Annotated in this window: 18 protein-coding genes; 11 read left to right on the top strand and 7 right to left on the bottom strand. The window is 64.6% G+C overall.

Annotated features, from left to right (window positions below):
* The first annotated feature begins 11 nt into the window (after positions 1–11).
* Positions 12–215 (top strand): DNA-directed RNA polymerase subunit omega, encoded by a 204-nt coding sequence (gene rpoZ / locus ACYCUK_RS16195; protein WP_112487316.1) that lies wholly within the window; start codon positions 12–14, stop codon positions 213–215.
* A gap of 49 nt (positions 216–264) precedes the next feature.
* Positions 265–2,628, top strand: a complete 2,364-nt coding sequence (locus ACYCUK_RS16190; RefSeq protein WP_461595723.1) for a RelA/SpoT family protein — start codon at positions 265–267, stop codon at positions 2,626–2,628.
* A 30-nt stretch (positions 2,629–2,658) separates the two neighbouring features.
* On the opposite strand, the gene greB is transcribed toward ACYCUK_RS16190, so the two are convergent.
* The 5 genes from greB to ACYCUK_RS16165 all read right to left on the bottom strand — a co-directional run bounded on the left by greB (position 2,659) and on the right by ACYCUK_RS16165 (position 7,323).
* Positions 2,659–3,225, bottom strand: a complete 567-nt coding sequence (gene greB / locus ACYCUK_RS16185; RefSeq protein WP_461595732.1) for a transcription elongation factor GreB — start codon at positions 3,223–3,225, stop codon at positions 2,659–2,661.
* Between the two features lie 128 nt (positions 3,226–3,353).
* Positions 3,354–4,490 (bottom strand): branched-chain amino acid ABC transporter substrate-binding protein, encoded by a 1,137-nt coding sequence (locus ACYCUK_RS16180; protein ID WP_461595722.1) that lies wholly within the window; start codon positions 4,488–4,490, stop codon positions 3,354–3,356.
* 451 nt (positions 4,491–4,941) lie between these two features.
* A complete protein-coding gene (locus ACYCUK_RS16175; RefSeq protein WP_461595721.1) occupies positions 4,942–5,421 on the bottom strand; it encodes a hypothetical protein in 480 nt (159 codons plus the stop codon).
* Positions 5,418–5,840 carry a DNA polymerase III subunit chi gene (locus ACYCUK_RS16170; protein WP_461595720.1) on the bottom strand — a complete coding sequence of 141 codons (423 nt, stop codon included), beginning with the start codon at positions 5,838–5,840 and terminating at the stop codon, positions 5,418–5,420. The genes ACYCUK_RS16175 and ACYCUK_RS16170 overlap by 4 nt, the downstream gene beginning before the upstream one ends.
* Before the next feature lie 4 nt (positions 5,841–5,844).
* A complete protein-coding gene (locus tag ACYCUK_RS16165) occupies positions 5,845–7,323 on the bottom strand; it encodes a leucyl aminopeptidase (RefSeq protein ID WP_461595719.1) in 1,479 nt (492 codons plus the stop codon).
* A gap of 129 nt (positions 7,324–7,452) precedes the next feature.
* On the opposite strand from ACYCUK_RS16165, the gene lptF reads away from it, so the two are divergent.
* From lptF to ACYCUK_RS16125, 8 genes are all read left to right on the top strand, one after another.
* Positions 7,453–8,583 (top strand): LPS export ABC transporter permease LptF, encoded by a 1,131-nt coding sequence (lptF, locus tag ACYCUK_RS16160; protein ID WP_461595718.1) that lies wholly within the window; start codon positions 7,453–7,455, stop codon positions 8,581–8,583.
* A 30-nt stretch (positions 8,584–8,613) separates the two neighbouring features.
* The gene (lptG, locus tag ACYCUK_RS16155; RefSeq protein WP_461595717.1) at positions 8,614–9,717 is read left to right on the top strand and encodes an LPS export ABC transporter permease LptG; all 1,104 of its coding nucleotides are present in this window, start codon (positions 8,614–8,616) and stop codon (positions 9,715–9,717) included.
* Positions 9,718–9,765: 48 nt separating this feature from the next.
* Entirely contained in the window at positions 9,766–10,710 is a 945-nt protein-coding gene (locus ACYCUK_RS16150; RefSeq protein WP_461595716.1) for a CysB family HTH-type transcriptional regulator, read from the top strand.
* A 20-nt stretch (positions 10,711–10,730) separates the two neighbouring features.
* A complete protein-coding gene (locus ACYCUK_RS16145; protein ID WP_461595715.1) occupies positions 10,731–11,915 on the top strand; it encodes a pyridoxal phosphate-dependent aminotransferase in 1,185 nt (394 codons plus the stop codon).
* 374 nt (positions 11,916–12,289) lie between these two features.
* Complete coding sequence (locus ACYCUK_RS16140; RefSeq protein WP_461595714.1) at positions 12,290–12,634, top strand: hypothetical protein; 345 nt, start codon at positions 12,290–12,292, stop codon at positions 12,632–12,634.
* A 175-nt stretch (positions 12,635–12,809) separates the two neighbouring features.
* A complete protein-coding gene (locus ACYCUK_RS16135) occupies positions 12,810–13,550 on the top strand; it encodes an enoyl-CoA hydratase-related protein (RefSeq protein ID WP_461595713.1) in 741 nt (246 codons plus the stop codon).
* Between the two features lie 149 nt (positions 13,551–13,699).
* A complete protein-coding gene (locus tag ACYCUK_RS16130) occupies positions 13,700–14,392 on the top strand; it encodes a glutathione S-transferase N-terminal domain-containing protein (protein WP_461595712.1) in 693 nt (230 codons plus the stop codon).
* A 108-nt stretch (positions 14,393–14,500) separates the two neighbouring features.
* Entirely contained in the window at positions 14,501–15,394 is an 894-nt protein-coding gene (locus ACYCUK_RS16125; RefSeq protein WP_461595711.1) for a fumarylacetoacetate hydrolase family protein, read from the top strand.
* Positions 15,395–15,487: 93 nt separating this feature from the next.
* Here ACYCUK_RS16125 and ACYCUK_RS16120 read toward each other — a convergent pair whose 3' ends face one another.
* On the bottom strand, positions 15,488–17,137 hold the full coding sequence (locus ACYCUK_RS16120) for an APC family permease (RefSeq protein WP_461595710.1): 1,650 nt from the start codon (positions 17,135–17,137) through the stop codon (positions 15,488–15,490).
* A gap of 294 nt (positions 17,138–17,431) precedes the next feature.
* On the opposite strand from ACYCUK_RS16120, the gene recQ reads away from it, so the two are divergent.
* Positions 17,432–19,276, top strand: a complete 1,845-nt coding sequence (gene recQ / locus ACYCUK_RS16115) for a DNA helicase RecQ (RefSeq protein WP_461595709.1) — start codon at positions 17,432–17,434, stop codon at positions 19,274–19,276.
* Here recQ and ACYCUK_RS16110 read toward each other — a convergent pair.
* Positions 19,248–20,237, bottom strand: a complete 990-nt coding sequence (locus ACYCUK_RS16110; RefSeq protein WP_461595708.1) for a TerC family protein — start codon at positions 20,235–20,237, stop codon at positions 19,248–19,250. The genes recQ and ACYCUK_RS16110 overlap by 29 nt on opposite strands.
* Positions 20,238–20,548: the final 311 nt, after the last annotated feature.

Raw genomic sequence — 20,548 nt, 5'->3', positions numbered from 1 at the left:
CTGGAAAAACAATGGCCCGTATCACCGTTGAAGATTGCCTGGAAAAAATCCCCAATCGCTTCCAGCTCGTTCTGGCCGCGACCTACCGCGCGCGCATGCTGGCCCAGGGCCACACGCCCAAGATCGAAACCCGCGACAAGCCCGTCGTCACGGCTCTGCGCGAAATCGCTGCAGGTCAGGTCGGCATTGAAATGCTCAAGCGCGTTCCTGCCTGACCGCCGCCTCAACCTGCCGGGTGTGCGGTGCCCTTGATGAGTCCTCGTCATGCAAAGCCGCCCGCCCGCAACAAGCAGTTCGCCTGCCCCCCGTCATCGCCCAGTCGTCCGGCGTAAGGCGGTGGTGGTTCCCAATTCCACGGGGGTGGAGAGTGCAGGCGGCGCGACCGAAGGCGTTTGCGCCGACAAACCCCTGGCCGTGAGCCTGGCGGGCTTGCTGGAGAAGCTGGGAAGCTACCTGCCGGAAGCCGATCTTCAGCAAATTCGATCTGCCTACCGGTTTGCCGATGCGGCGCATCTCGGGCAATACCGCGCCAGTGGCGAACCGTACATTTCCCACCCGGTCGCCGTCGCCGAGATCTGCGCCGAATGGAAGCTCGACACCCAGGCCCTGATGGCCGCCCTGCTGCATGACACGGCGGAGGACAAGGGCATCACCCAGGGGGAGTTGATCGAGCACTTCGGCCCCACCGTGGCGGTGCTGGTGGATGGCTTGACCAAGCTGGACAAGATTCAGTTCTCCAACCGTGAGGAGAACCAGGCTGAGAGCTTTCGCAAGATGCTGCTGGCCATGGCGCGCGACATCCGCGTCATCCTGATCAAACTCGCCGACCGTCTCCACAATATGCGCACCCTCGGTGCGATGGCGCCAGACAAACGCCGACGCATTGCCACCGAGACCATGGATATCTACGCGCCGATCGCGTATCGGCTCGGGCTGAATCAGGTGTACCGGGAATTGCAAGACCTGGGCTTTCTGCACGGCCACCCCATGCGCTACGCCGTGCTCATTCAGGCGCTGAAGGTTGCGCGTGGCAACCGCCGCGATCTGGTGGACAAGATTCTGGCCGCGACCACCAAGTCGTTTGCGGACGCCGGCATCGCCGTGCAGTTGCACGGCCGGGAAAAAACGCTCTACTCCATCTACCGCAAGATGCAGCGCAAGCACAGGTCGTTCGCCCATGTGCAAGACATCTTCGGCTTTCGCGTCATTGTGTCCGACGTGCTGGACTGCTATCGCGCCCTGGGAGTGCTGCATGCGCAGTACAAGCCCATGCCGGGCAAGTTCGAGGACTTCATCGCCATTCCCAAGCTCAATGGCTACCAGTCCCTGCACACCACGCTGATCGGCCCGACCGGGGCACCGGTGGAGTTTCAAATTCGCACCGAGGCCATGCACCGGGTGGCCGAGAGCGGTGTGGCAGCGCACTGGCTGTACAAGACGGGCAATGGCGCGGAAGCCATCGCCCAGGTCAGTACCGCGGCATGGCTGCAATCGCTGCTCGACATCCAGAACGAGAACCGGGACGCGGCGGAATTCATCGAAACCGTGAAAGTGGATCTGGCACCGGATGCGGTGTATGTGTTCACGCCCAAATCGCGCATCCTGGCTCTTCCCCGTGGTGCCACGCCGGTGGATTTCTCCTATGCCGTGCATACCGACCTCGGCAACCAGACCGTGGCCGCCAAGGTCAACGGCGAACTGGTGCCGCTGCGTACCGAGTTGCACAGCGGCGATGTGGTGGAAATCGTCACCGCCCCGCACTCCCGCCCCAACCCCAACTGGTTGAGCTTTGTGCGCACCGGACGCGCGCGTTCGAAGATTCGCCATGAACTCAAGGTTTCGCAGCAGGCCGAATCGCAAGACCTGGGCAAACGGCTTCTCGGCCGCGCCATGGTCCAGGAAGGTCGGAATCTGGACGATCTGACGAGCGGGGACTGGAGCCGGCTGCTGCACTGGAGCGGCAGCAAGAGCCAGGAGGAGTTGTTCAGCGACATTGGACTGGGCAAACGCGTTGCTGAAATCGTCGCCAAGCGCGCCTGCATGCAAGGTGGCCATGGCCAAGCAAAACCGAAACATATGCCGGATCAGGCTGAAACTGCCTCGTCCCCGAATGCCGGGGAAATCGCTGCATCCCCAACACCCAACACCGCGGAAAATACCCCCCGCACGGCGCTGCAACTCGACGGCAGTGAAGGCACATCGGTGCATTACGCCGATTGCTGCCACCCCATTCCGGGCGACGCGGTGCTTGGCTATCTCGGCAAAGGCGAGGGCCTGACGGTCCACCAACAGGACTGCCCGCAGGCGCGGCGCCTGTTCCAGAAGCACCCGCGAAGCTGGATCGACCTGAGTTGGTCGCCCGCCGTCGCCGGTCTGTATCAAGTCGGCATGGCGGTCATCGTCAACAACGGCAAGGGAGTGCTGGCCAAACTGGCGGCCGCCATCAGCGAGCACGACGCCGACATCATCCATGTGACGATGGACGACGACTCGGGTCAGCCCACGATCGAACTGCGCTTCATTCTTGCCGTACGCGACCGCAAACATCTGGCCGACATTTTGCGGGCCGTGCGCACGCACAAGTTCGTGGTCAGGGCGGGGCGCGGCAAACCTCGCCAAAATGGCTAGGGCTCTGGACCTTCATCGAAGCCTGCGTGCTCAAACCCCTGGTTCTGGGTAAGTCACTTCGAGAATTTCAAGCTGCAGCAAACCTCCGGGTGTGGGCAGGCTGACGACGTCGCCCTCGCGCGACTTGAGCAGGGCGCGCGCCACTGGGGAGATCCAGCTGATGCGGCCACGCTCCAGGTCCACTTCGTCCGCACCGACGATGGTGACCGAACGCTCGACACCCTGATTTTCCGCATAGCGCACCGTGGCACCGAAAAAGATCTGGTCGTTGCCGTGCTGGCCTGATGGGTCCACCACTTCGGCCAAATCGAGACGCTTGGTCAAGAAGCGAATGCGCCGGTCGATCTCACGCAGCCGTTTTTTCCCGTAGATGTAGTCGCCATTCTCGGAGCGATCGCCGTTGGAAGCTGCCCAGGACACGATCTCGACGACTTTGGGTCGATCGCGTTCGATCAAGTCCTTGATCTCTTCGCGCAGCCGGCTGAAGCCGGCAGGGGTGATGTAATTTTTGCTCCCCGCCGGCAAGTCGGGCAAGCGCACCTCGTCATCGTCGTCCTGCTCGGGCGATGTGTCCTCGCGGGTGAAAGCCTTGTTCATCTCGTCGAACCCCAGGGATGGCCCAGGCAAAGCTGGTCCCAACAAAAAAACGCCCGTCAAGGGCGTTTCAAATCTGACGCTGCCACGCGGAATGCAGACCGGCTGGCCGGCTGCATTCCGCAGGAACTTCACTTCACGGATTCGACAGCAACAACCTTCTTCACCCCGTTATCGAAAGTCGACAGGGTGATGGTGGGCTGAGCCAGATTACCGTCAGCCATGAAATGGATGTCTTTCTTGGTCACGCCGTTGTAGTCGATCTTCTGAATGAACGGCAGGTACTTCGCTGGCTCGACCGACTTGGCCTTTTCCATGGCCGTGGCTAGCACCATGGTGGCGTCGTAGGAATACGGCGAGTAGATCTGAAAGGCACTGGCGCCGAACTCGGCGTCATAGCGCTTCTTCCAGGCATCGCCACCTGGCATTTGCGAGAGCGGTGAGCCGCCTTCGGCACAAACCGTCACGTCGGCTGCTTTGCCGGCGAGTTTGGCCAACTCAGGCGCACAGATGCCGTCGCCACCCATGAACTTGGCCTTGATGCCCAGTTGTTCCATCTGGCGCAGCATCGGGCCAGCCTGGGTGTACATGCCGCCATAGAAAATCACGTCGGGATTGGCCGCCTTGATCTTGGTCAGAATGGCGGAGAAGTCGGTGGCCTTGTCGTTGGTGTATTCACGATCCAGCACTTTCATGCCATCTTTCTGCGCCGTTTTGGCGAACACGTCCGCCACGCCCTGGCCATAAGCCGTACGGTCGTCGATCACGGCAACGGTCTTGGCCTTCATCTGGTTTTTGGCATAGTTCGCCAGGCCAGCGCCCAGGGCGTTGTCATTGGCGATGATGCGGAAGAAGGTCTTGAAGCCTTGCTCGGCAATCTTCGGATCGGTCGACGACGGGGTGATGTTGGGGATGCCGGCATTGTTGTAGATGCGCGAGGCGGGGTAGGTGCAGCCGGAATTCAGGTGGCCCACGACGCCATTGACCTTCTCGTCAACAAACTTTTGCGCCACCGAGGTGGCTTGTTTCGGATCGGCCTGATCGTCTTGCGCGTCGATTTTCCAGATCACCTTCTTGCCGCCGATCATGATGTTTTTCTTGTTCAGATCGTTGATGGCCATGCGAACACCATTGGTGTTGTCCTGCCCATAGGCGGCCTGCGGGCCGGACATCGGCGCTGCACTGCCAATGATCACGGTCACATCATCGGCCGCATAAGCGGTGCCAATAGCCAGGGACAAGCCCAAAAGGGCATATTTCAGTTTCATGAATGAGCCTCCAGAAGGATATAAAAGTTGCTGTCAGTCAGGTGATTCCCAACGGAGCGATACATTAGCTGAAACATGCTGAAATGAACAGCATGGTTTTCGACGCTGATTCAGCCTTGTTGCATTCAGGACAACGGGGCCGCATCGCCCCAATACTGGTGCCAGCCTGGGCATCTGCCACCCTCGTAGCGTTGGAACGCGGCATCCGGCGGCGTTTCGGGGCGTGCCTGCTGCAGGGGCCCGTGCAATGGTTGTTGCGCCGCAAGGTGTCAAGCCGTGTTACACCATTTGCCGTTGAACACGAACTTTTTACGCAAGGCGCCTGAAATTGACCTGATCACCGACCTGGGTGAGCATGCTCACCCAGGCGTCTACCCCCCCATGAAAACGTGCGGCCGCCCGAAATTTGTATTGGGATGCGGCGGCCGCACGAAGCGGCCTGGGGGCGCGCTCAGGTGCCCAATCCTTCGGCCAGAACTCGAGCCATGGTGTCCTGGGCGATGTCTTCGACCCAGGGGCGCAACTCCAGGGCGAGTTCCCGCGCCAGCGAACTCAACCTCACATCGAGCAAGGCATGGATCTGGAGTTCCAGCTCACGATTCAGGCGCTGGGCCAGATCAACCCGCAGCCACTCTTGCAGCCGGGGCAGGGCCGCGTCCAATTGCGCCTGAACAAGCTCGGCAGCGGCCTCTGCCGACAAACGGCCTTGCAACTCGCGCAAGCCTGCATCTTGCGCGAAGAGCGCGGCCGCAGGGGCCGAAGCAGGGGCTGGCTGCCAGGAGGCCTCGCCTGAGATGGCGAGCGGTGAAATGGAAGGTGCCGTGGGAGCTGCAGGCGGCATGGACGGCTGCGGGGCTGGCCCCACATCATCAGGCCAACCGTCGATGACCTCGGTCAAAACAGGCAGCCGGTCGGCCGCGGTCGGCATCATGAGGTGATCTCCAGTGTGGTGGGTTCGCACCCAGCTTGGCGGTAGGCCCGAAACCGCTGGCGCCCAGCCTGTTTCGCCTCGGCTGAGATGCCGACGATCTCGATGACGCGCGGCAGTGCCTCCCAGCCGGTCATCGCGGCCGGGGCGAGATTGACCAGGCAATCGCGCCCGCCGAACGCTGTCAGGCCGAGCGCAGCGGTCAGCACAATGGGAGTCCGTGTGGCGAGCGCATCGGTGTCGCGGCAATGCGGCAGGAAATCGAGCTGCGAAAACGTCCAAAGCCGCGCATCGAGGTCGGCCATGGATGCGGGTGCGACGCGAACCACCAGGGTCGCGCCCTTGGCCGCTGCGGTGCGCAACAAGCCGCAGGCATAAGCCAGCGGATCTGTTGCGCCAACGCGGAACTCGACAGCGCTCATGCACTCAGGCCTTCGAGGCGCTGCCGGCGCAATTCAACAGGTAGTTCACCAGCAAAGGCACGGGGCGCCCGGTCGCACCCTTGGCGGCGCCGCTTTTCCAGGCGGTGCCGGCAATGTCCAGGTGGGCCCAGCGATAGGCCTTGGTGAAGCGCTGCAAAAAACACGCGGCGGTGACGCTGCCTGCGGCCCGGCCGGCGATGTTGGCGACATCGGCGTAGTGGGTCTTGAGGCCTTCGGCGTAGTCGTCCGACAGCGGCATGCGCCAGCAACTGTCCTGCGCCTGCCGCCCGGCTTCCAGCAAGGCGTCGGCCAGGGCGTCGTCCGGGCTGAACAAGCCGCTGTTGACATGGCCCAATGCGATGATGCAGGCCCCGGTGAGGGTGGCGATGTCGACCACGCTGGCCGGCTTGAAACGCTCGGCGTAAGTCAGCGCATCGCACAGGATGAGCCGGCCTTCGGCGTCGGTATTGAGGATCTCGATCGTTTGGCCCGACATGCTGGTGACCACGTCCCCCGGCTTGATGGCGCTCCCGCTGGGCATGTTCTCGGTCGCCGGAATCAGGCCCACCAGATTGATCCGGGGCTTGATGCGGGCGATGGCCTCGAACGCGCCCAGCACCGAGGCGGCACCCGACATGTCGTACTTCATCTCATCCATCTCGGCGGCGGGTTTGATCGAAATGCCACCCGTGTCGAAGGTCACGCCCTTGCCCACCAGCACATGCGGCGCATCTTTCTTGCCGGCGCCGTCATAACGCAGCACGATGAAGCGCGGCGCTTGCTCGGAGCCCTGCGCCACGGCCAGGAAAGAGCCCATGTTCAGGCGCTCGATCTCGCCGCGGCCGAGTACCTCGACCTTGATGCCGTGCCGCTTGCCAAGGTCCTGCGCCACTCTGCCCAGGTGCGTCGGCGTGCAGTGGTTGGCCGGCAGATTGGCCAGATTGCGCGTGAGATCGACCCCCGCCTGAATGTCTTCGGCGCGCGCGAGCTGCGCCTTGAGGGATGCAGCCTGGCGCGGGTGGCGCGACAGCACATGCACTGCGTCCACTTTGTAGGCCTTGTCGGCCTCGACCTTGCGCGTGGCGGTGTAGCGGTAAGCAGCTTCGCCAAAGGCACGGGGGGCAAACTCGGCCAGGAAGGACTCGCCATCGGCGGCGAGCAGATGCACTTGCCTGGCGGCCAGCGGCTTCAAGGCCGCGGCGGCGGCCTGCAAGGCCTTGAGCCAGCCGGCACTGGATACCGGTGCGGCGCCCAGGCCCACCAGAATGAGGCGGCGCGCGGCCAGGCCGGCGGGGCGGCTGCGGATATAGGTCGTGCCCAAGGCACCGGAAAAGTCGCCATCCTGGACGGCTTCGGCGGCGAACGGGTCCACAACATCAGCCTCGACGAGGCCGCAGGACGTGCCGGGCTGGTGCAGAAAAACGATGAGCGCGTCCGTCTGCAGGCTGGACAATGATTTAAGGGGGGCTATGCTAAATTTCATGAGGGCTCCTGGCGATGTTTCATTATTCCATCGGACCCGCCCCCGCGCTCTGCCGCCCGCGCGATTTCCCGCCGCGCAACCCACGCTCCCAAGCCTGTCGCCGCCTCTGCAATGTTGTTGGACACCTCCTTGCGCCGTGAAATGGCCCGCAATTTTGGCGGCAGTTTCACCGTGCTGTTTTCGGTGGTGATCACCATCATGCTCATCCGCATTCTGGGGCAGGCCTCGGAAGGGCAAGCCAATCCGCAGGACCTTTTCCTGCTCATCGGCCTGGCCTCGCTCACTTATCTGCAATTCATTCTCGGCCTGGCCCTGTTCATCGCCGTACTGATGAGCTTCTCACGCATGCACCGCGACTCGGAAATCGTCATCTGGGCCGGAGCCGGTGTCACGCCGCTGCAGTACTTCCGCATCGTGCTGCGTTTTGCCGCACCCGTGGTGCTGGCCATTGCCGCGCTCACGCTCCTGGCCTGGCCCTGGGCCAATCAACAGAACGCAGCCCTGCGCGAGCGCTTCGAGCAGCGCTCGGATCTGTCGCGCGTCGCGCCTGGCCAGTTCCGGGAATCGTCCTCCGGGCAGCGGGTTTTTTTCATCGGCAAGGGTGCCCAGGCCAAGGGGTTGGCACGCGACATCTTCATCCGTGACCAGAGCAGCGGGCAAGACGTCATCACCCTGGCCCAGTCGGCCACGCTGCAAAACCTCGACGGCTCGCGCTACTTGATGCTCTCGAATGGCCACCGCTACAGCCACACGGCGGGCGAGGCCAACTACCAGGTCACCGGTTTTGCGCAAATGGGCATCCGGCTCTCGGCGCTCAGCACCCCCGCTCCAACGGCAGGGTTGTCGGAAGCGGCGCGTCTGGCGAACACGCCGAGCCGTGAAATTTCCACGCCCATGCTCGCCATGTCCCATCTCCCTGCCTGGTTGGGCGAGTTGTCGTGGCGCATCGGCGTACCGCTCTCATCCATCCTGCTGGTGCTCATGGCGGTGCCGCTGGCCGCCACCAACCCGCGTGCCGGGCGTGCGCTACAGCTCATCGTCGCGGTGCTGATCTATCTTGCCTATATCAACTTTCTCAATGCTGCGCAGGGCTGGATCGACCAGCGCAAACTGAGCCTGGCCTCGGCGCTGCTGCTGATTCACGGCAGTGCGGCGGCGCTGCTGTTCGTGCTGGCATTGCGCAAGGGCTTGCTGCCCTGGCGGCGCAGCCGGGGCAGCAACCTGGTTGCCGGTGGCCTGCAAGGGCCGCTGGCCCACTGAGCGTCATGATCTCGCTCAAACCCTGAACCCATGCGCACGCTGCGTCGCTACCTGTTCCTGCAAATTGCTGCCGCCAGCGGCCTCGTGCTGCTGGTGTTTCTCGGCCTGCTGTTTATCCTGGACGCGATCAACGAACTCAGCAGCAGCAACGCTTCCGCAACGTCCTTCGCGCATACCTTGCTGCTGGTGTCGCTGCAAATGCCGAGTCGTGCTTACCTAATCCTGCCGATCGCGGCCTTGACCGGAACGGTCTACGTGCTGGCCAGCCTTGCAGCCTCGAGCGAATTCACCGTCATGCGCATGTCGGGCTTGAGTCCTCTGCGCGCTTTGCAGCAGCTCTTGGGCATGGGGCTGCTGTTCTCGGTGTTGATTTTTTCCCTGGGAGAGTTCGCCGTGCCGTTGGCCGAGCGCGCGTCCGCAACCCTGCAAGCCAAGTCCGAAGGCGGGCAATTTGGCGGCACCTCGCTGAGTTCCGGTTTATGGCTACGCAACCGCCAAAGCGGACAGGACGACCAGATGATCAATATCCGCAGCGTGTCCGCCAGCGGCGAGCTCCATGACGTGCACATCTACGTGCTCGACGGCGCGACGCAACTGGTGCAAACCATCGACGCCGCCAGCGCGGTCTACCAGAACAGCGGCACCTGGTTGTTGCGTCAGGTGACCTCCATCCGTCTGCCAGGTCAGGCTGGGCAGATGATGCAGATCAAGCAGCTGGCCGATCTGCCCTGGCAGACCTCGGTCTCGCCCAGCGTGCTGAATGTTCTGCTGCTGAGCCCGGACCACATGTCCGTGGTCGATTTGTGGCGCTACGTCAACCATCTCCAGGCCAATGGTCAGGCGGTGCAGCGCGACGAAATCGCGCTGTGGCGCAAGCTGCTCTATCCCTTCAGCGCGGTGGTGATGATGTTGCTGGCGCTGCCCTTCGCTTACCTTCATGCCCGCTCCGGGCAGATCAGTTGGAAGGTGTTCGGCGGCATCATGCTGGGCATCAGCTTCATCCTGATGAACACGCTCACCTCGCGCCTGGGTCTGCTGGCCAGCTGGCCCACCTGGCTGGCCGCCGCCCTGCCCTACATGCTCTACGGCAGCGCGGCCTTGGGCTATTTCCTCTGGCGGGTTCAATACCGCTGAACCACGCCCGCACTGCTCCACAACCCGCGCGCCACAGGCCAAGCCGCCATGAATCTGCACCAGTTCCGCTTCCTGCAAGAGGCCGTACGCCGCAACTTCAACCTGAGCGAGACCGCGCGCGCGCTGTTCACCTCACAGCCCGGCGTGTCCAAAGCCATCATCGAGCTGGAAGACGAGCTGGGGGTGGAAATCTTCAGCCGCCACGGCAAGCGCATTCGCAAGCTCACGGCGCCCGGCGAGGAGGTGCTGCGCAGCGTGGAGGTGATTTTGCGCGAGGTGAACAACCTCAAGCGCATCGGCCAGAACTACGCGGCGCAGGACAGCGGCCAGCTCACCATCGCCGCCACCCACACGCAGGCGCGTTATCGCCTGCCGCAGGTCATCGCTGAATTCCGTCGGCGTTTTCCACGCGTGCAGGTGCACCTGATCCAGGGCAATCCCGACCAGGTTGCGCACGCCGTGCTGGAGGAGCGTGCCGATCTCGGCCTGGCCACCGAGAGCCTGGCCGACCATCCCGAACTCATCACCCTGCCTTGCTACGAATGGCAGCATCTGGTGGTGACGCCGCTCAACCACCCGCTCAACGATGTGGCCGAGCTGTCGCTGGCCGAGTTGGCGCGTCATCCCCTCGTCACCTACGACCCGGCCTTCACCGGGCGCCGCCGCATCGACCAGGCTTTCGCCCAGCAGGGCCTGCAACCGCAGATCGTGATGGAAGCCATCGACTCCGACGTGCTCAAGACCTATGTCGAGCTGGAGCTCGGCGTCGGGCTGATCGCCGAGATGGCCATCAGCCCCGAGCGCGACACCCTGCTGCGCTCCCGTCCCGTGGGGCATTTGTTCGGCCAGAATCTCACGCGCGTGGCCTTCAAGCGCGGCGTCTACCAGCGCGGCTTTGTCTATGTGCTGACCGAGCTGCTGTCGCAGCGCTTGTCGCGCAAACTGGTCGAGCAGGTATTGCGCGGCCAGAGCGACGAGAATTTTTCCATTTGAACTTTTCACACCCGCCCGCCATGTCCGCCCTTCTCCAGCCCAGGCCCACGTTCGGTCGCAGCCCCGCTTTACGCAGCCGTCTGCCCAGCGTGGGCACCACCATCTTCACCGTGATGTCGGCACTGGCGCAGCAGCACGGGGCCATCAACCTCGGTCAAGGCTTCCCGGACTTCGACCCCGACCCGGCTTTGCTCGACGCCGTGAACGCGGCCATGCGCGCCGGCCACAACCAGTATCCGCCCATGGCCGGCATACCCCAGCTGCGCGAGGCGCTGGCGGCGAAAATGGCCGATTTGCACGGCGCAAGCTACGACCCCGGGGAGGAGATCACCATCACCGCCGGTGCCACGCAGGCGCTGCTCACGGCCATCCTGGCGGTGGTGCATCCGGGTGACGAGGTCATCGTGCTCACCCCGGCTTACGACAGCTATGCGCCCGCCATCGAACTGGCGGGCGGCGGGCCGCGTTTCGTGGCGCTGGATGCCGCGTACCGCCCCGACTTCGACGCCATTGCCGCCGCCATCACGCCGCGCACCCGGGCGCTGCTGGTGAACTCGCCGCATAACCCCAGCGGCCGCGTCTGGACCCTGGGCGACATGCATCGCCTGCGCGACTTGCTGGCTCCAACCGACATCGTGTTGATTGCCGACGAGGTATACGAGCACATGGTGTTCGATGGCCAGCGGCACCAGAGCGTGGCCGCCGATCCGGTGCTGGCTGCGCGCAGCTTCGTGGTGTCGAGCTTCGGCAAGACCTACCACGTCACCGGCTGGAAGGTGGGCATGGTGGCGGCGCCGCGCGAGCTGATGCGCGAGTTCCGCAAGGTGCACCAGTTCAATGTGTTCACGGTCAACACGCCCATGCAGCATGCGCTGGCCCAGCACTTGCGCGCCCGGCCCGAAGCCCATCAGCAACTGCCCGCGTTCTACCAGGCCAAGCGCGACCGCTTTCGCCAGGGACTTGCCGCCACCAAATTGCGCCTGTTGCCTTGCGAAGGCACGTATTTCCAATGCGCCGACTATTCGGCACTGAGCGATAAGCCCGAGGTGGAATTTTGCGAATGGCTGACGCGTGACGTGGGCGTCGCCGCCATTCCGCTGTCGGCCTTCCACCCACAGCCGGTGGAGCGGCAGACCGTGCGGTTTTGTTTCGCCAAACGCGAGGCCACGCTCGACGCGGCGCTGGAGCGCCTGGCCAAGCTGTAGTGGCCTCGGTGTCGCTGCGGGGGTTGGGAGCTGGCGGCTGATCCGCCTCAACGCCTGGCGTGTTGGAAGGGCCTGCAGCCTGCGCCGCATCGGCGCGCGCCGGGCTTGTCGGCGCCACCTCCCTTGGCGGCACATCCGCTTGCGCCACCGCAGGGGTTTTCGGCGCCGGCAGATCATCCAGGGTGAAGTCCAGCGGCGCAAGCTCTGGCGGGCCGGAAGCTTGATTGCGGCCAGTGTCTTGTCTTGTCGTCCGCCAAAACCGCCCGCGAGGACTGACTGCGCATTGGCCGCGGTCGTTGCCGGCTGTGCAGGCCTCGGGGTTGCTGATCGCGGCGAAGATGCCGCACCGCCGGTCTGCTGCGGCAGGCGTACCCGTGACAGCCGCGTCGCCTGGCAGCACCGGTTGCCCGGGCGTGGGCGGAGCCGGTGTCGGCCTGCACCTGCACGCACCGGGTGGCCAGTTGTTCGCCAGCGTCGGCCTGCACGGGGATGCCGACGCGCAGCTGTTGCCCGAGAATGGCGTGAACCACGGGCCGGCTCAGCAACAAGGCCTGCGCCAGAGACGGCGCGAGCAGCAAGCCAGCAGTGCCGGCTTCAGCCAGGAAGGATGGGCATGTCCACGCAAAACATGGATCGGACGATGGTGCATGGACAACGACAAAGCGGATAGAAAGGTTGTCTGTGGCGCCGGTTTGGGCGCCGAACTGTGCAGGCTGTGACGCCGTATTTATCAGCCAATATCGCGTCAAGAAGGGCTGATTCGCAATGAGCCTGGGAATTTCGTGAACGATTTTGCAAAAATGCGTTTTTTTGCATGGGGTTTTGCACATGCAGCCTGATCGCGGCGCTTCAGCCTTGAAACTGCCGACCCAAACCTCTCGACACGCGCCGACCATGACCCTATTTCACGATGACACCGCCGCGACCGATGGCCGCATCTGCGTGCTCAATCTCCAGCTTGGCACAGCCAGCGCGGCGATGACGCCAGCGATGGCGCATGCCGGCATCGAGGCGCTGTCCACCACCCTGCGCGACCCGGACATCCACGTCATCGTGCTGACCGGAAGCACTCAGCAGTTCTGCCTGGGCGTGCAAGAGCCAACGCACGAGGTGCAGGCGGCGCAGGACGAACCCGCCTTCATCGACGCGCTGCACGACTGGCTGCTGGCCCTGCGTGACAGCGACAAACCCATCGTCGCGGCCGTGGAAGGCCAGGCCAGCGGCGCCGGCCTGGCGCTGGCGTTGGCTTGCGATCTGATCGTCGCCGCCCGCACCGCCCAATTCCTGCTGCCGATGGCGGGCGAAATCGCCGGCAGGCATGCGGGGGCGTTGTGGCTGGCGGCGCAGCGCCTGCCTCGCGCCGCGCTGGCCGAGTTGTGCCTGCTGGATGGCGGCTTGTCGGCCGAGCGCGCTCACGCCCTTGGCTTGGCTTGCCGCCTCACGGAGCCTGGCATGGCGCTGCACATGGCCTTGCAACTCGCCCGGCCGCTGGCCCAGCACGCGCTCATGGAACTGGGTGGCGTCGAGCAGCACATGGCGCTTGTTGAAAGCCGGCCCTTGCACGAAGTCCTGGCTGACGAACGCGGGCGCTGGTTACGCCACCGTGCCCTGGCGCCAACACCCGGGCGCCCATAGCTCCCGGCAGGCGCGACGCGCGGGCCTGCGTGGCGTCAAACAGCGTGGCGCTCGAGCCGTCCCTGCAAGATTCGCGATGCGGCGCAACAATAAGGTCATCAGCGGCCGATGGGGCTGCTGCCCGCTGACACGCCAACCCACGGCCCGCCATGATCGACCTCTATTCCTGGCCCACCCCCAACGGCCACAAAGTGCACATCCTGCTGGAAGAACTCGGCCTTTCCTACCGCGTCCACGGTGTCAACATCGGCACCGGCGGGCAGTTCAAACCCGAGTTCCTGCGCATCAGCCCCAACAACAAGATTCCGGCCCTGGTCGACCCTGACGGACCCGGCGGCGAGCCCATCACCTTGTTCGAATCGGGCGCGATGCTCATCTACCTCGCTGAAAAAACCGGGCGCTTCCTGCCTGCATCCGGCGCCGCGCGCTACACCACCTTGCAGTGGCTGATGTGGCAGATGGGCGGGCTCGGCCCCATGCTGGGCCAGGCGCATCATTTCCGCATTTACGCCCCGGAGAAAATCGACTACGCCGTCGGCCGCTACACCAATGAGGCGAAGCGCTTGTACGGCGTGATGGACGCGCGCCTGGCCAACTGCGCCTATCTGGCGGGCGACGACTACACCATCGCCGACATGGCCGCGTTTCCCTGGTGCCGCAGCGCCAATAACCAGGGCGTTGACTGGGCCGACTACCCGCATGCCGAGCGCTGGTTCGACGCCATTGCCGCCCGGCCTGCGGTGCAGCGAGGCGTGGCCGTGTTGGCCGAGCAGCGCAAGCCACTGCTCGACGATCAGGCGCGCCAGAACCTGTTCGGCGCGGCACAATACCAACGGCGCTGAACCCGCGCGAATCGAACGGCGGCGGCCCGGCGCCGGATCGCGCCGTGCATGCCCCGCAGCGCACGCAGCCGCGTGCAAACCCCAATTTGCCCTTGATCTGGAACCCTCATGAAACTCGTGCGATATGGCCCTTCGGGACGTGAACAACCCGGCCTCATCGACGCCCAAGGCCGTCTGCGCAGCCTGCGCGGGGTGGTGAACGACATCGGCCCCGAGGTCTACGGCGCGAAGGGCCAGCGCGCCCTGCGCAAACTCGATGTCGATGCCTTGCCGCGCGTGGCGGGCCAGCCCCGGCTGGGGGTGCCGTTCGTGGGCATCGGCAAGTTCATCGCCATCGGTTTGAACTACCGCGACCATGCGGCGGAAGCCAAGCAGGCCATTCCGACCGAGCCCATCGTGTTCAACAAATGGACCACCTGCATCACCGGGCCGTTCGATGCCATCGAACATCCGCCGCATTCCACGCGCATGGACTGGGAGGTCGAACTCGGCGCGGTCATCGGCCGCGAGGCCCGCTATGTCGGCGTGGCCGAGGCGCTGGGGTTCGTCGCCGGCTATTGCACCGTGCACGATGTCTCGGAGCGTCAATTCCAGTTCGAGCGCGGCAGCCAATGGGACAAGTCCAAGGGGCTGGACAGCTTCGGCCCGGTCGGCCCCTGGTTCGTCACTGCCGACGAAGTGCCCGAGCCGCAAGCCCTGGCGCTGCACCTGGACGTCAACGGCGAGCGCATGCAGAGCGGCCATACGCGCGACATGATTTTTTCCGTCGCCCAGATCGTCAGCTACCTCAGCCACTTCATGACCCTGCGCCCCGGCGACCTCATCGCCACCGGCACCCCACCCGGCGTGGGCATGGGCAAACAGCCACCGCGCTATTTGCGGCCCGGCGATGTGGTCGCGCTCGAAGTGCAGGGACTGGGCGCGCAGCGGCAGGTGGTGGTGGCGTCGAAGCACAAGGTTGCCGTCGACGCGGAGAAACTGGTCCCAAGCGCCCGCGCTTGAAACCCAAGCCACATGCAAAAGGCCCGGATGCGCATGCATCCGGGCCAGTTCAGGATGATATGCAATCCGTGGCGTCGGATGCGTTTTGTGGAATCAACCCGGCACGTCGCTGCCCGTCAATTCAGGCTCGCCGACGAGCAGTGCGGCACGCGCCTCCTCCGGCTCGGGCAGGCCGCTGATCACGGCCACGCCGATGATGATGAAGCTCAGGATCACCACCAGGCCCATGCCTTCATTGAAGGTGAAGGTGCCATTGCCGCCAATGGGGTTTGCCGGCCCCGTATAGGTGATGGCCCACATGCCGAGAAAATACGGGAACAGCCACCACGCGCTTTTCCAGTGCAACTGGCCGGCACGGCCCGCGACCGCCTGGGCGATGACATAGAGCACGAAGATCACCGCCAGGGCGCCGAACAGGAAGTTGTCGGTGCCCGCGCCGGACCAGAAGATGATGAGGTTGGCGGCAATGAAGGCCAGCGGCGCCCACAGCCAGGCACCCTTGAGGGTGAAGGGGCGCGGATGCGCGTCAAGCGGCAGAGTGCGGCGCAGTGTCAGCAGGCAAACCGGACCCACGCCATAGGCCAGCACCGCGGCCGATGAAATGAAGGTGACGATTTTTTGCCAGGATGGGAACGGCAGGAAGAACAACAGGCCGACGATCCAGGTGATCCACAAACCCACCGATGGCGCGCCTTTGGAATTGAGCTTGGCGAACCAGGGCAGCGACAGGCCGTCCTTGCCGGTGGCGTAGACCACGCGCGCCGTGGTGCCGCCGTAAACCAGGCCGGTGCCTGCAGGGGACACCACCGCGTCGATATACAGCAGCGCCGCCAGCCAGCTCAAGCCGAGAATGGTGGCCAGACCCGCGAAGGGACCGGAAGCGCCGGTGAAGGTCACCTTGGCCCAGCCGTTGGCAATGTCGGTGGGGTTCAGGGCGCCGATGAAAGCCACTTCCAGCAGAACAAAAATGATCCCGGCGATGAGCACCGAGCCGACGATGGCGATGGGCACGTCGCGCTGTGGGTTTTTCGCCTCGCCCGACAGCTCGATGGCCTGGCGAAAGCCGAGGTAGCTGAAGACGATGCCGGAGGTGGCGATGGTCGAGATCGTGCCCTGCACGCCCATGGGCGCAAAGCCCTGCGAGGTGAAGTTGCCGCTGTGGAACGACGACACCATCAGCATGATGATGGCGAGAATGGGGACGATCAGCTTCCAGATCATCATGGTGTTGCCCACCCGCAGCAGCATGCGCACACCCATGGCGTTGATCAGCACGAACACGCCCAGCAGCACGACGCTGGCGGCCATGCCCTCGGGGGTGAGCAACTGGGTCTTGGCGTCGACGAAACCGGGCAGGTAGTTGTTGGCGTAAGTCACCACCGCCAGCACCTCGGCCGGCGCCACGGTCACGTAGCCGAGAAACACCACCCAACTCATCACCGCCGCCGTGAGGCTGCCGTGGCTGAGCTTGGGGAAGGTGATGACCGCGCCCATGCCCGGAAAGGCGCTGGTGAGTTCGGCGTTGACGAAGGCGAGCAACAAAATGGCAACGCCACCGATGGCCCAGGACAAGATGCTCGATGGCCCCGCCTGCTGTGCGGCCGTCATCGGCGCGAACAACCAGCCCGAGCCGATGATGGCGGTCAGACTGGCGAACAGCAGGCTCCAGATGCCCGCCTCCTTGTGAATCTTGCTGTGTTGGGTCTTGGGCGGGGTTGCCGCGCCGAGTGGAACACTGGCCATGGTGATCTCCGTTTGAGTGCGCCCCCAAGGGCGTGGCTTTCCGACGCCCCACCCCCCCCCGAGGGGGTCAAGAAATCTGGGGAACGACCCCGCGTTTTCTTGAGGGGATGGCTCGCAGTCGTCGCGAACTTCATTGATGTCTGACATTTGTATTCCAATTGGCCGCTTTTGCCCGTGAGCAAACGTAAGACGCGAAGCGAGATACAACATGCGCCGCTCCGTTGCGCGCATTCAGCGCAGCGCACAAACCCCGCACCGGCCGAGCCGAAGCCTGGCCCTTGCTAGGCTTGCGGCATGAACGCACGCCACGACTCGCCATCCAGCCCCGGATCCTTGCTGCAGCACATCTGGGGCTACCCGGCGTTTCGCGGCCAGCAGCGCGAGGTCATCGACCATGTGCTCGGCGGCCACGATGCACTGGTGCTCATGCCCACGGGCGGCGGCAAGTCGCTGTGCTTCCAGATTCCGGCGCTGCTGCGCGAGGGCTTGGGCGTCGTCGTCTCGCCGCTGATCGCGCTGATGCAGGACCAGGTCGCCGCGCTGCGCGAACTGGGTATTCGCGCCGCCTTCCTCAACTCCACGCTCGACGCGCAAACCGCGCGCGAGGTGCAGCAGCAGGCGCGGCGCGGCGAGCTGGACTTGCTCTACATGGCGCCGGAGCGGCTGCTGAGCGAATCCGGCTTGTCACTGCTCGATGGCTGCCGCATCGCCCTGTTCGCCATCGACGAGGCGCATTGCGTGTCGCAATGGGGACACGACTTTCGCCCCGAATACGGCCAGCTGGCGATACTGCGCGAGCGCTGGCCGCAGGTGCCGCGCGTGGCGCTCACGGCAACCGCCGACGTGCCCACGCGACAGGAAATCGCCGACAAGCTGCTGCGGGACGGCCGCGCCTTTGTCGCCAGCTTCGACCGCCCCAACATCCGCTACCGCGTGGTGGAAAAGCGCGACGGCCGCGCGCAACTGCTGCAGTTCATCCGCGGCGAGCACGCGGGCGACTGCGGCGTGGTCTATTGCCTGTCGCGCAACACGGTGGAGGAAGTGGCGGCCATGCTGGCCGGCCACGGCATCAAGGCCCTGCCCTATCACGCCGGGCTGCCGGCCGCGACGCGCAGCGCGCACCTGCGCCGCTTCCTCGACGAAGACGGCATCGTGATGGTGGCCACGATCGCCTTCGGCATGGGCATCGACAAGCCCGACGTGCGCTTCGTCGCCCATCTGGACATGCCCAAGTCCATCGAAGGCTATTTCCAGGAAACCGGCCGCGCCGGGCGCGACGGCCTGCCGGCGCAGGCGTGGATGGCCTATGGCCTGTCCGACGTGGTGCAGCAGCGCCGCCTGATCGAACTCTCGGACGCGGACGACGCCTACAAGCGCCTGTCCACCAGCAAACTCGACGCCATGCTCGCCCTGGCCGAAGCCGCGGACTGCCGCCGCGTGCGCCTGCTGGCCTATTTCGACGAAGGCAGTGGCCCATGCGGCAATTGCGACAACTGCCTCAACCCGCCCGAACTGGTCGACGCCACCGAATCCGCACAGAAGCTGCTGTCGTGCATCTACCGCTGCCGCCAGACCAGCGGCACCAGCTTCGCCGCCACGCACATCATCGACGTGCTGCGCGGCAAGCGCAGCGAGAAGGTGGAGCGTTTCAACCACCAGGTCCTGTCCACCTTCGGCATCGGCGCGGATCTGAGCGAGCAGGACTGGCGCCAGTTGCTGCGCCAGCTCGCCGCCCAGCATCTTCTGGAGGTGGACGCCGCGCATTTCAACGTGCTCCGCCTGACCGACGCCAGCCGCGATGTGCTGCGCGGCGCGCGGCGCATCCACCTCAAACGTCAGGAGCCCGGAGCCGAGCGCAAGCGCCGGCCCGCCCCGGCCACGGGCACGGTGGGGCAGGCCCTTTCCGCCGAAGACTTCGCCCTGTTCGAGGCCCTGCGCGCCTGGCGCAGCGGTGTGGCCAAGGAACATGGCGTTCCCGCCTACGTGGTGTTTCCCGACACCGCGCTGCAGGCCATCGCCCTGGCCCGCCCGCGCAGCCTGGAGCAACTGCGTGGCATCTCGGGAGTGGGCGACAAGAAGCGCGACAGCTACGGCGCGGCGCTACTCGCACTCATCGCGCAGGCGTCTGCGCACTCTTGACCGGCCCGCCGCTGCGCGTTTTCCAAAGCGAAAACAGCGCGCCCGCAGCGAGCAAACCGAATGTCACCGCCAGGCTCAGCGCCGAAGGCACCTTGCCCCACAACTCACCGGCGACGATCTTGCCGCCGATGAAAACCAGCACCAACGCCAGCGCGTATTTAAGGTAAGCAAAGCGGTGCAGGATGGCGGCTAGCGCGAAATACAGCGCGCGCAGGCCAAGGATGGCAAAGATATTGCTCGTATAGACCACGAACGGGTCGGTGGTGACGGCGAACACCGCCGGCACGCTGTCCACTGCAAACACCAGATCGGCCAGTTCCACCGTCACCAGCGCGAGCAAAAGCGGTGTGGCGTGCGGCTTGAGCCGTCCCGCCGCATCGGGCAGCCGCACCCAGAATCGCTCGCCGTGCAGCGTCGGAGCGATCGGCAGCCAGCGCCGCATCAGCGCCAACAGGGGGTTGCGCATGGGGTCAGGGACGTGATCGGCCACCCAGAGCATGCGCAGCCCAGTGTAGACCAGGAAGGCGGCAAACAGGTAGAGCACCCAGTGGAACTGCGTCACCAACGCCGCGCCCGCGCCAATGAGAATGGCGCGCAACACGAGCACGCCCAGAATGCCCCAGAGCAACACCCGGTGCTGCAAGCCGCGAGGAATGGCGAAGGCGGCGAACACCAGCGAGATGACGAACACGTTGTCGAGCGACAGGCTCTTTTCCACCGCGTAGGCGGTGAAATAATCCATTCCGGCCTGCGCGCCTTCGAGCCACCACAGCCAGGCGCCGAACGCCACGGCCACGGCGATGTAGCCGGCAGACAGCCACAGGCTCTCGGTCACGCTGATGTCGCCGCCGTCGCGGTGCAACACACCCAGGTCGAAAGCCAGCAGGCTGATGACAATGCCGCCGAAGGCCAGCCACAGCCAGACGGCATGGCCGAGAAAGGAGGTGGTGAGCAGGTCCATGAAAGTTGTCGCCAAGGCCAGAAATCGATGAAAAAACGGAGGCTCACGCCCCCGCAAATGACCGCTGGAAGGAGCGCGGGTCAATCAAAATCGAACAGCTCTGACCACATGGATTTGCGTTTGCGTCTCGGGTCAACATAGCGTGCATCATGCCCGTGATGACCGAAATCGCTGTCCGCGAAATCGGGCTGGCGCCGTTGACCGGCACGATCGGGACCAAGCGGTGCCGAGGTCTGCGCAGCAGCCATCCGCTGCGGCAAAGAACCTTGTTCGATCGCAGCACGCTCGAGTATTTTGTCGAGTTCCCCGCG

The organism is Thiomonas sp. (assembly GCF_054608695.1).
This window is presented reverse-complemented; position numbering and strand designations above follow the sequence as displayed.

Excerpts from the sequence above, each read along its gene's own strand:
- ACYCUK_RS16135 (WP_461595713.1), top strand. The coding sequence starts at position 12,810 with ATGACCCTATTTCACGATGACACCGCCGCGACCGATGGCCGCATCTGC.
- lptG (WP_461595717.1), top strand. The coding sequence starts at position 8,614 with ATGCGCACGCTGCGTCGCTACCTGTTCCTGCAAATTGCTGCCGCCAGC.
- ACYCUK_RS16150 (WP_461595716.1), top strand. The coding sequence starts at position 9,766 with ATGAATCTGCACCAGTTCCGCTTCCTGCAAGAGGCCGTACGCCGCAAC.
- ACYCUK_RS16190 (WP_461595723.1), top strand. The coding sequence starts at position 265 with ATGCAAAGCCGCCCGCCCGCAACAAGCAGTTCGCCTGCCCCCCGTCAT.
- ACYCUK_RS16130 (WP_461595712.1), top strand. The coding sequence starts at position 13,700 with ATGATCGACCTCTATTCCTGGCCCACCCCCAACGGCCACAAAGTGCAC.
- recQ (WP_461595709.1), top strand. The coding sequence starts at position 17,432 with ATGAACGCACGCCACGACTCGCCATCCAGCCCCGGATCCTTGCTGCAG.
- greB (WP_461595732.1), bottom strand. The coding sequence starts at position 3,225 with ATGAACAAGGCTTTCACCCGCGAGGACACATCGCCCGAGCAGGACGAC.
- ACYCUK_RS16165 (WP_461595719.1), bottom strand. The coding sequence starts at position 7,323 with ATGAAATTTAGCATAGCCCCCCTTAAATCATTGTCCAGCCTGCAGACG.
- ACYCUK_RS16180 (WP_461595722.1), bottom strand. The coding sequence starts at position 4,490 with ATGAAACTGAAATATGCCCTTTTGGGCTTGTCCCTGGCTATTGGCACC.
- ACYCUK_RS16170 (WP_461595720.1), bottom strand. The coding sequence starts at position 5,840 with ATGAGCGCTGTCGAGTTCCGCGTTGGCGCAACAGATCCGCTGGCTTAT.
- ACYCUK_RS16125 (WP_461595711.1), top strand. The coding sequence starts at position 14,501 with ATGAAACTCGTGCGATATGGCCCTTCGGGACGTGAACAACCCGGCCTC.
- ACYCUK_RS16145 (WP_461595715.1), top strand. The coding sequence starts at position 10,731 with ATGTCCGCCCTTCTCCAGCCCAGGCCCACGTTCGGTCGCAGCCCCGCT.
- ACYCUK_RS16110 (WP_461595708.1), bottom strand. The coding sequence starts at position 20,237 with ATGGACCTGCTCACCACCTCCTTTCTCGGCCATGCCGTCTGGCTGTGG.
- ACYCUK_RS16175 (WP_461595721.1), bottom strand. The coding sequence starts at position 5,421 with ATGATGCCGACCGCGGCCGACCGGCTGCCTGTTTTGACCGAGGTCATC.
- rpoZ (WP_112487316.1), top strand. The coding sequence starts at position 12 with ATGGCCCGTATCACCGTTGAAGATTGCCTGGAAAAAATCCCCAATCGC.
- ACYCUK_RS16120 (WP_461595710.1), bottom strand. The coding sequence starts at position 17,137 with ATGGCCAGTGTTCCACTCGGCGCGGCAACCCCGCCCAAGACCCAACAC.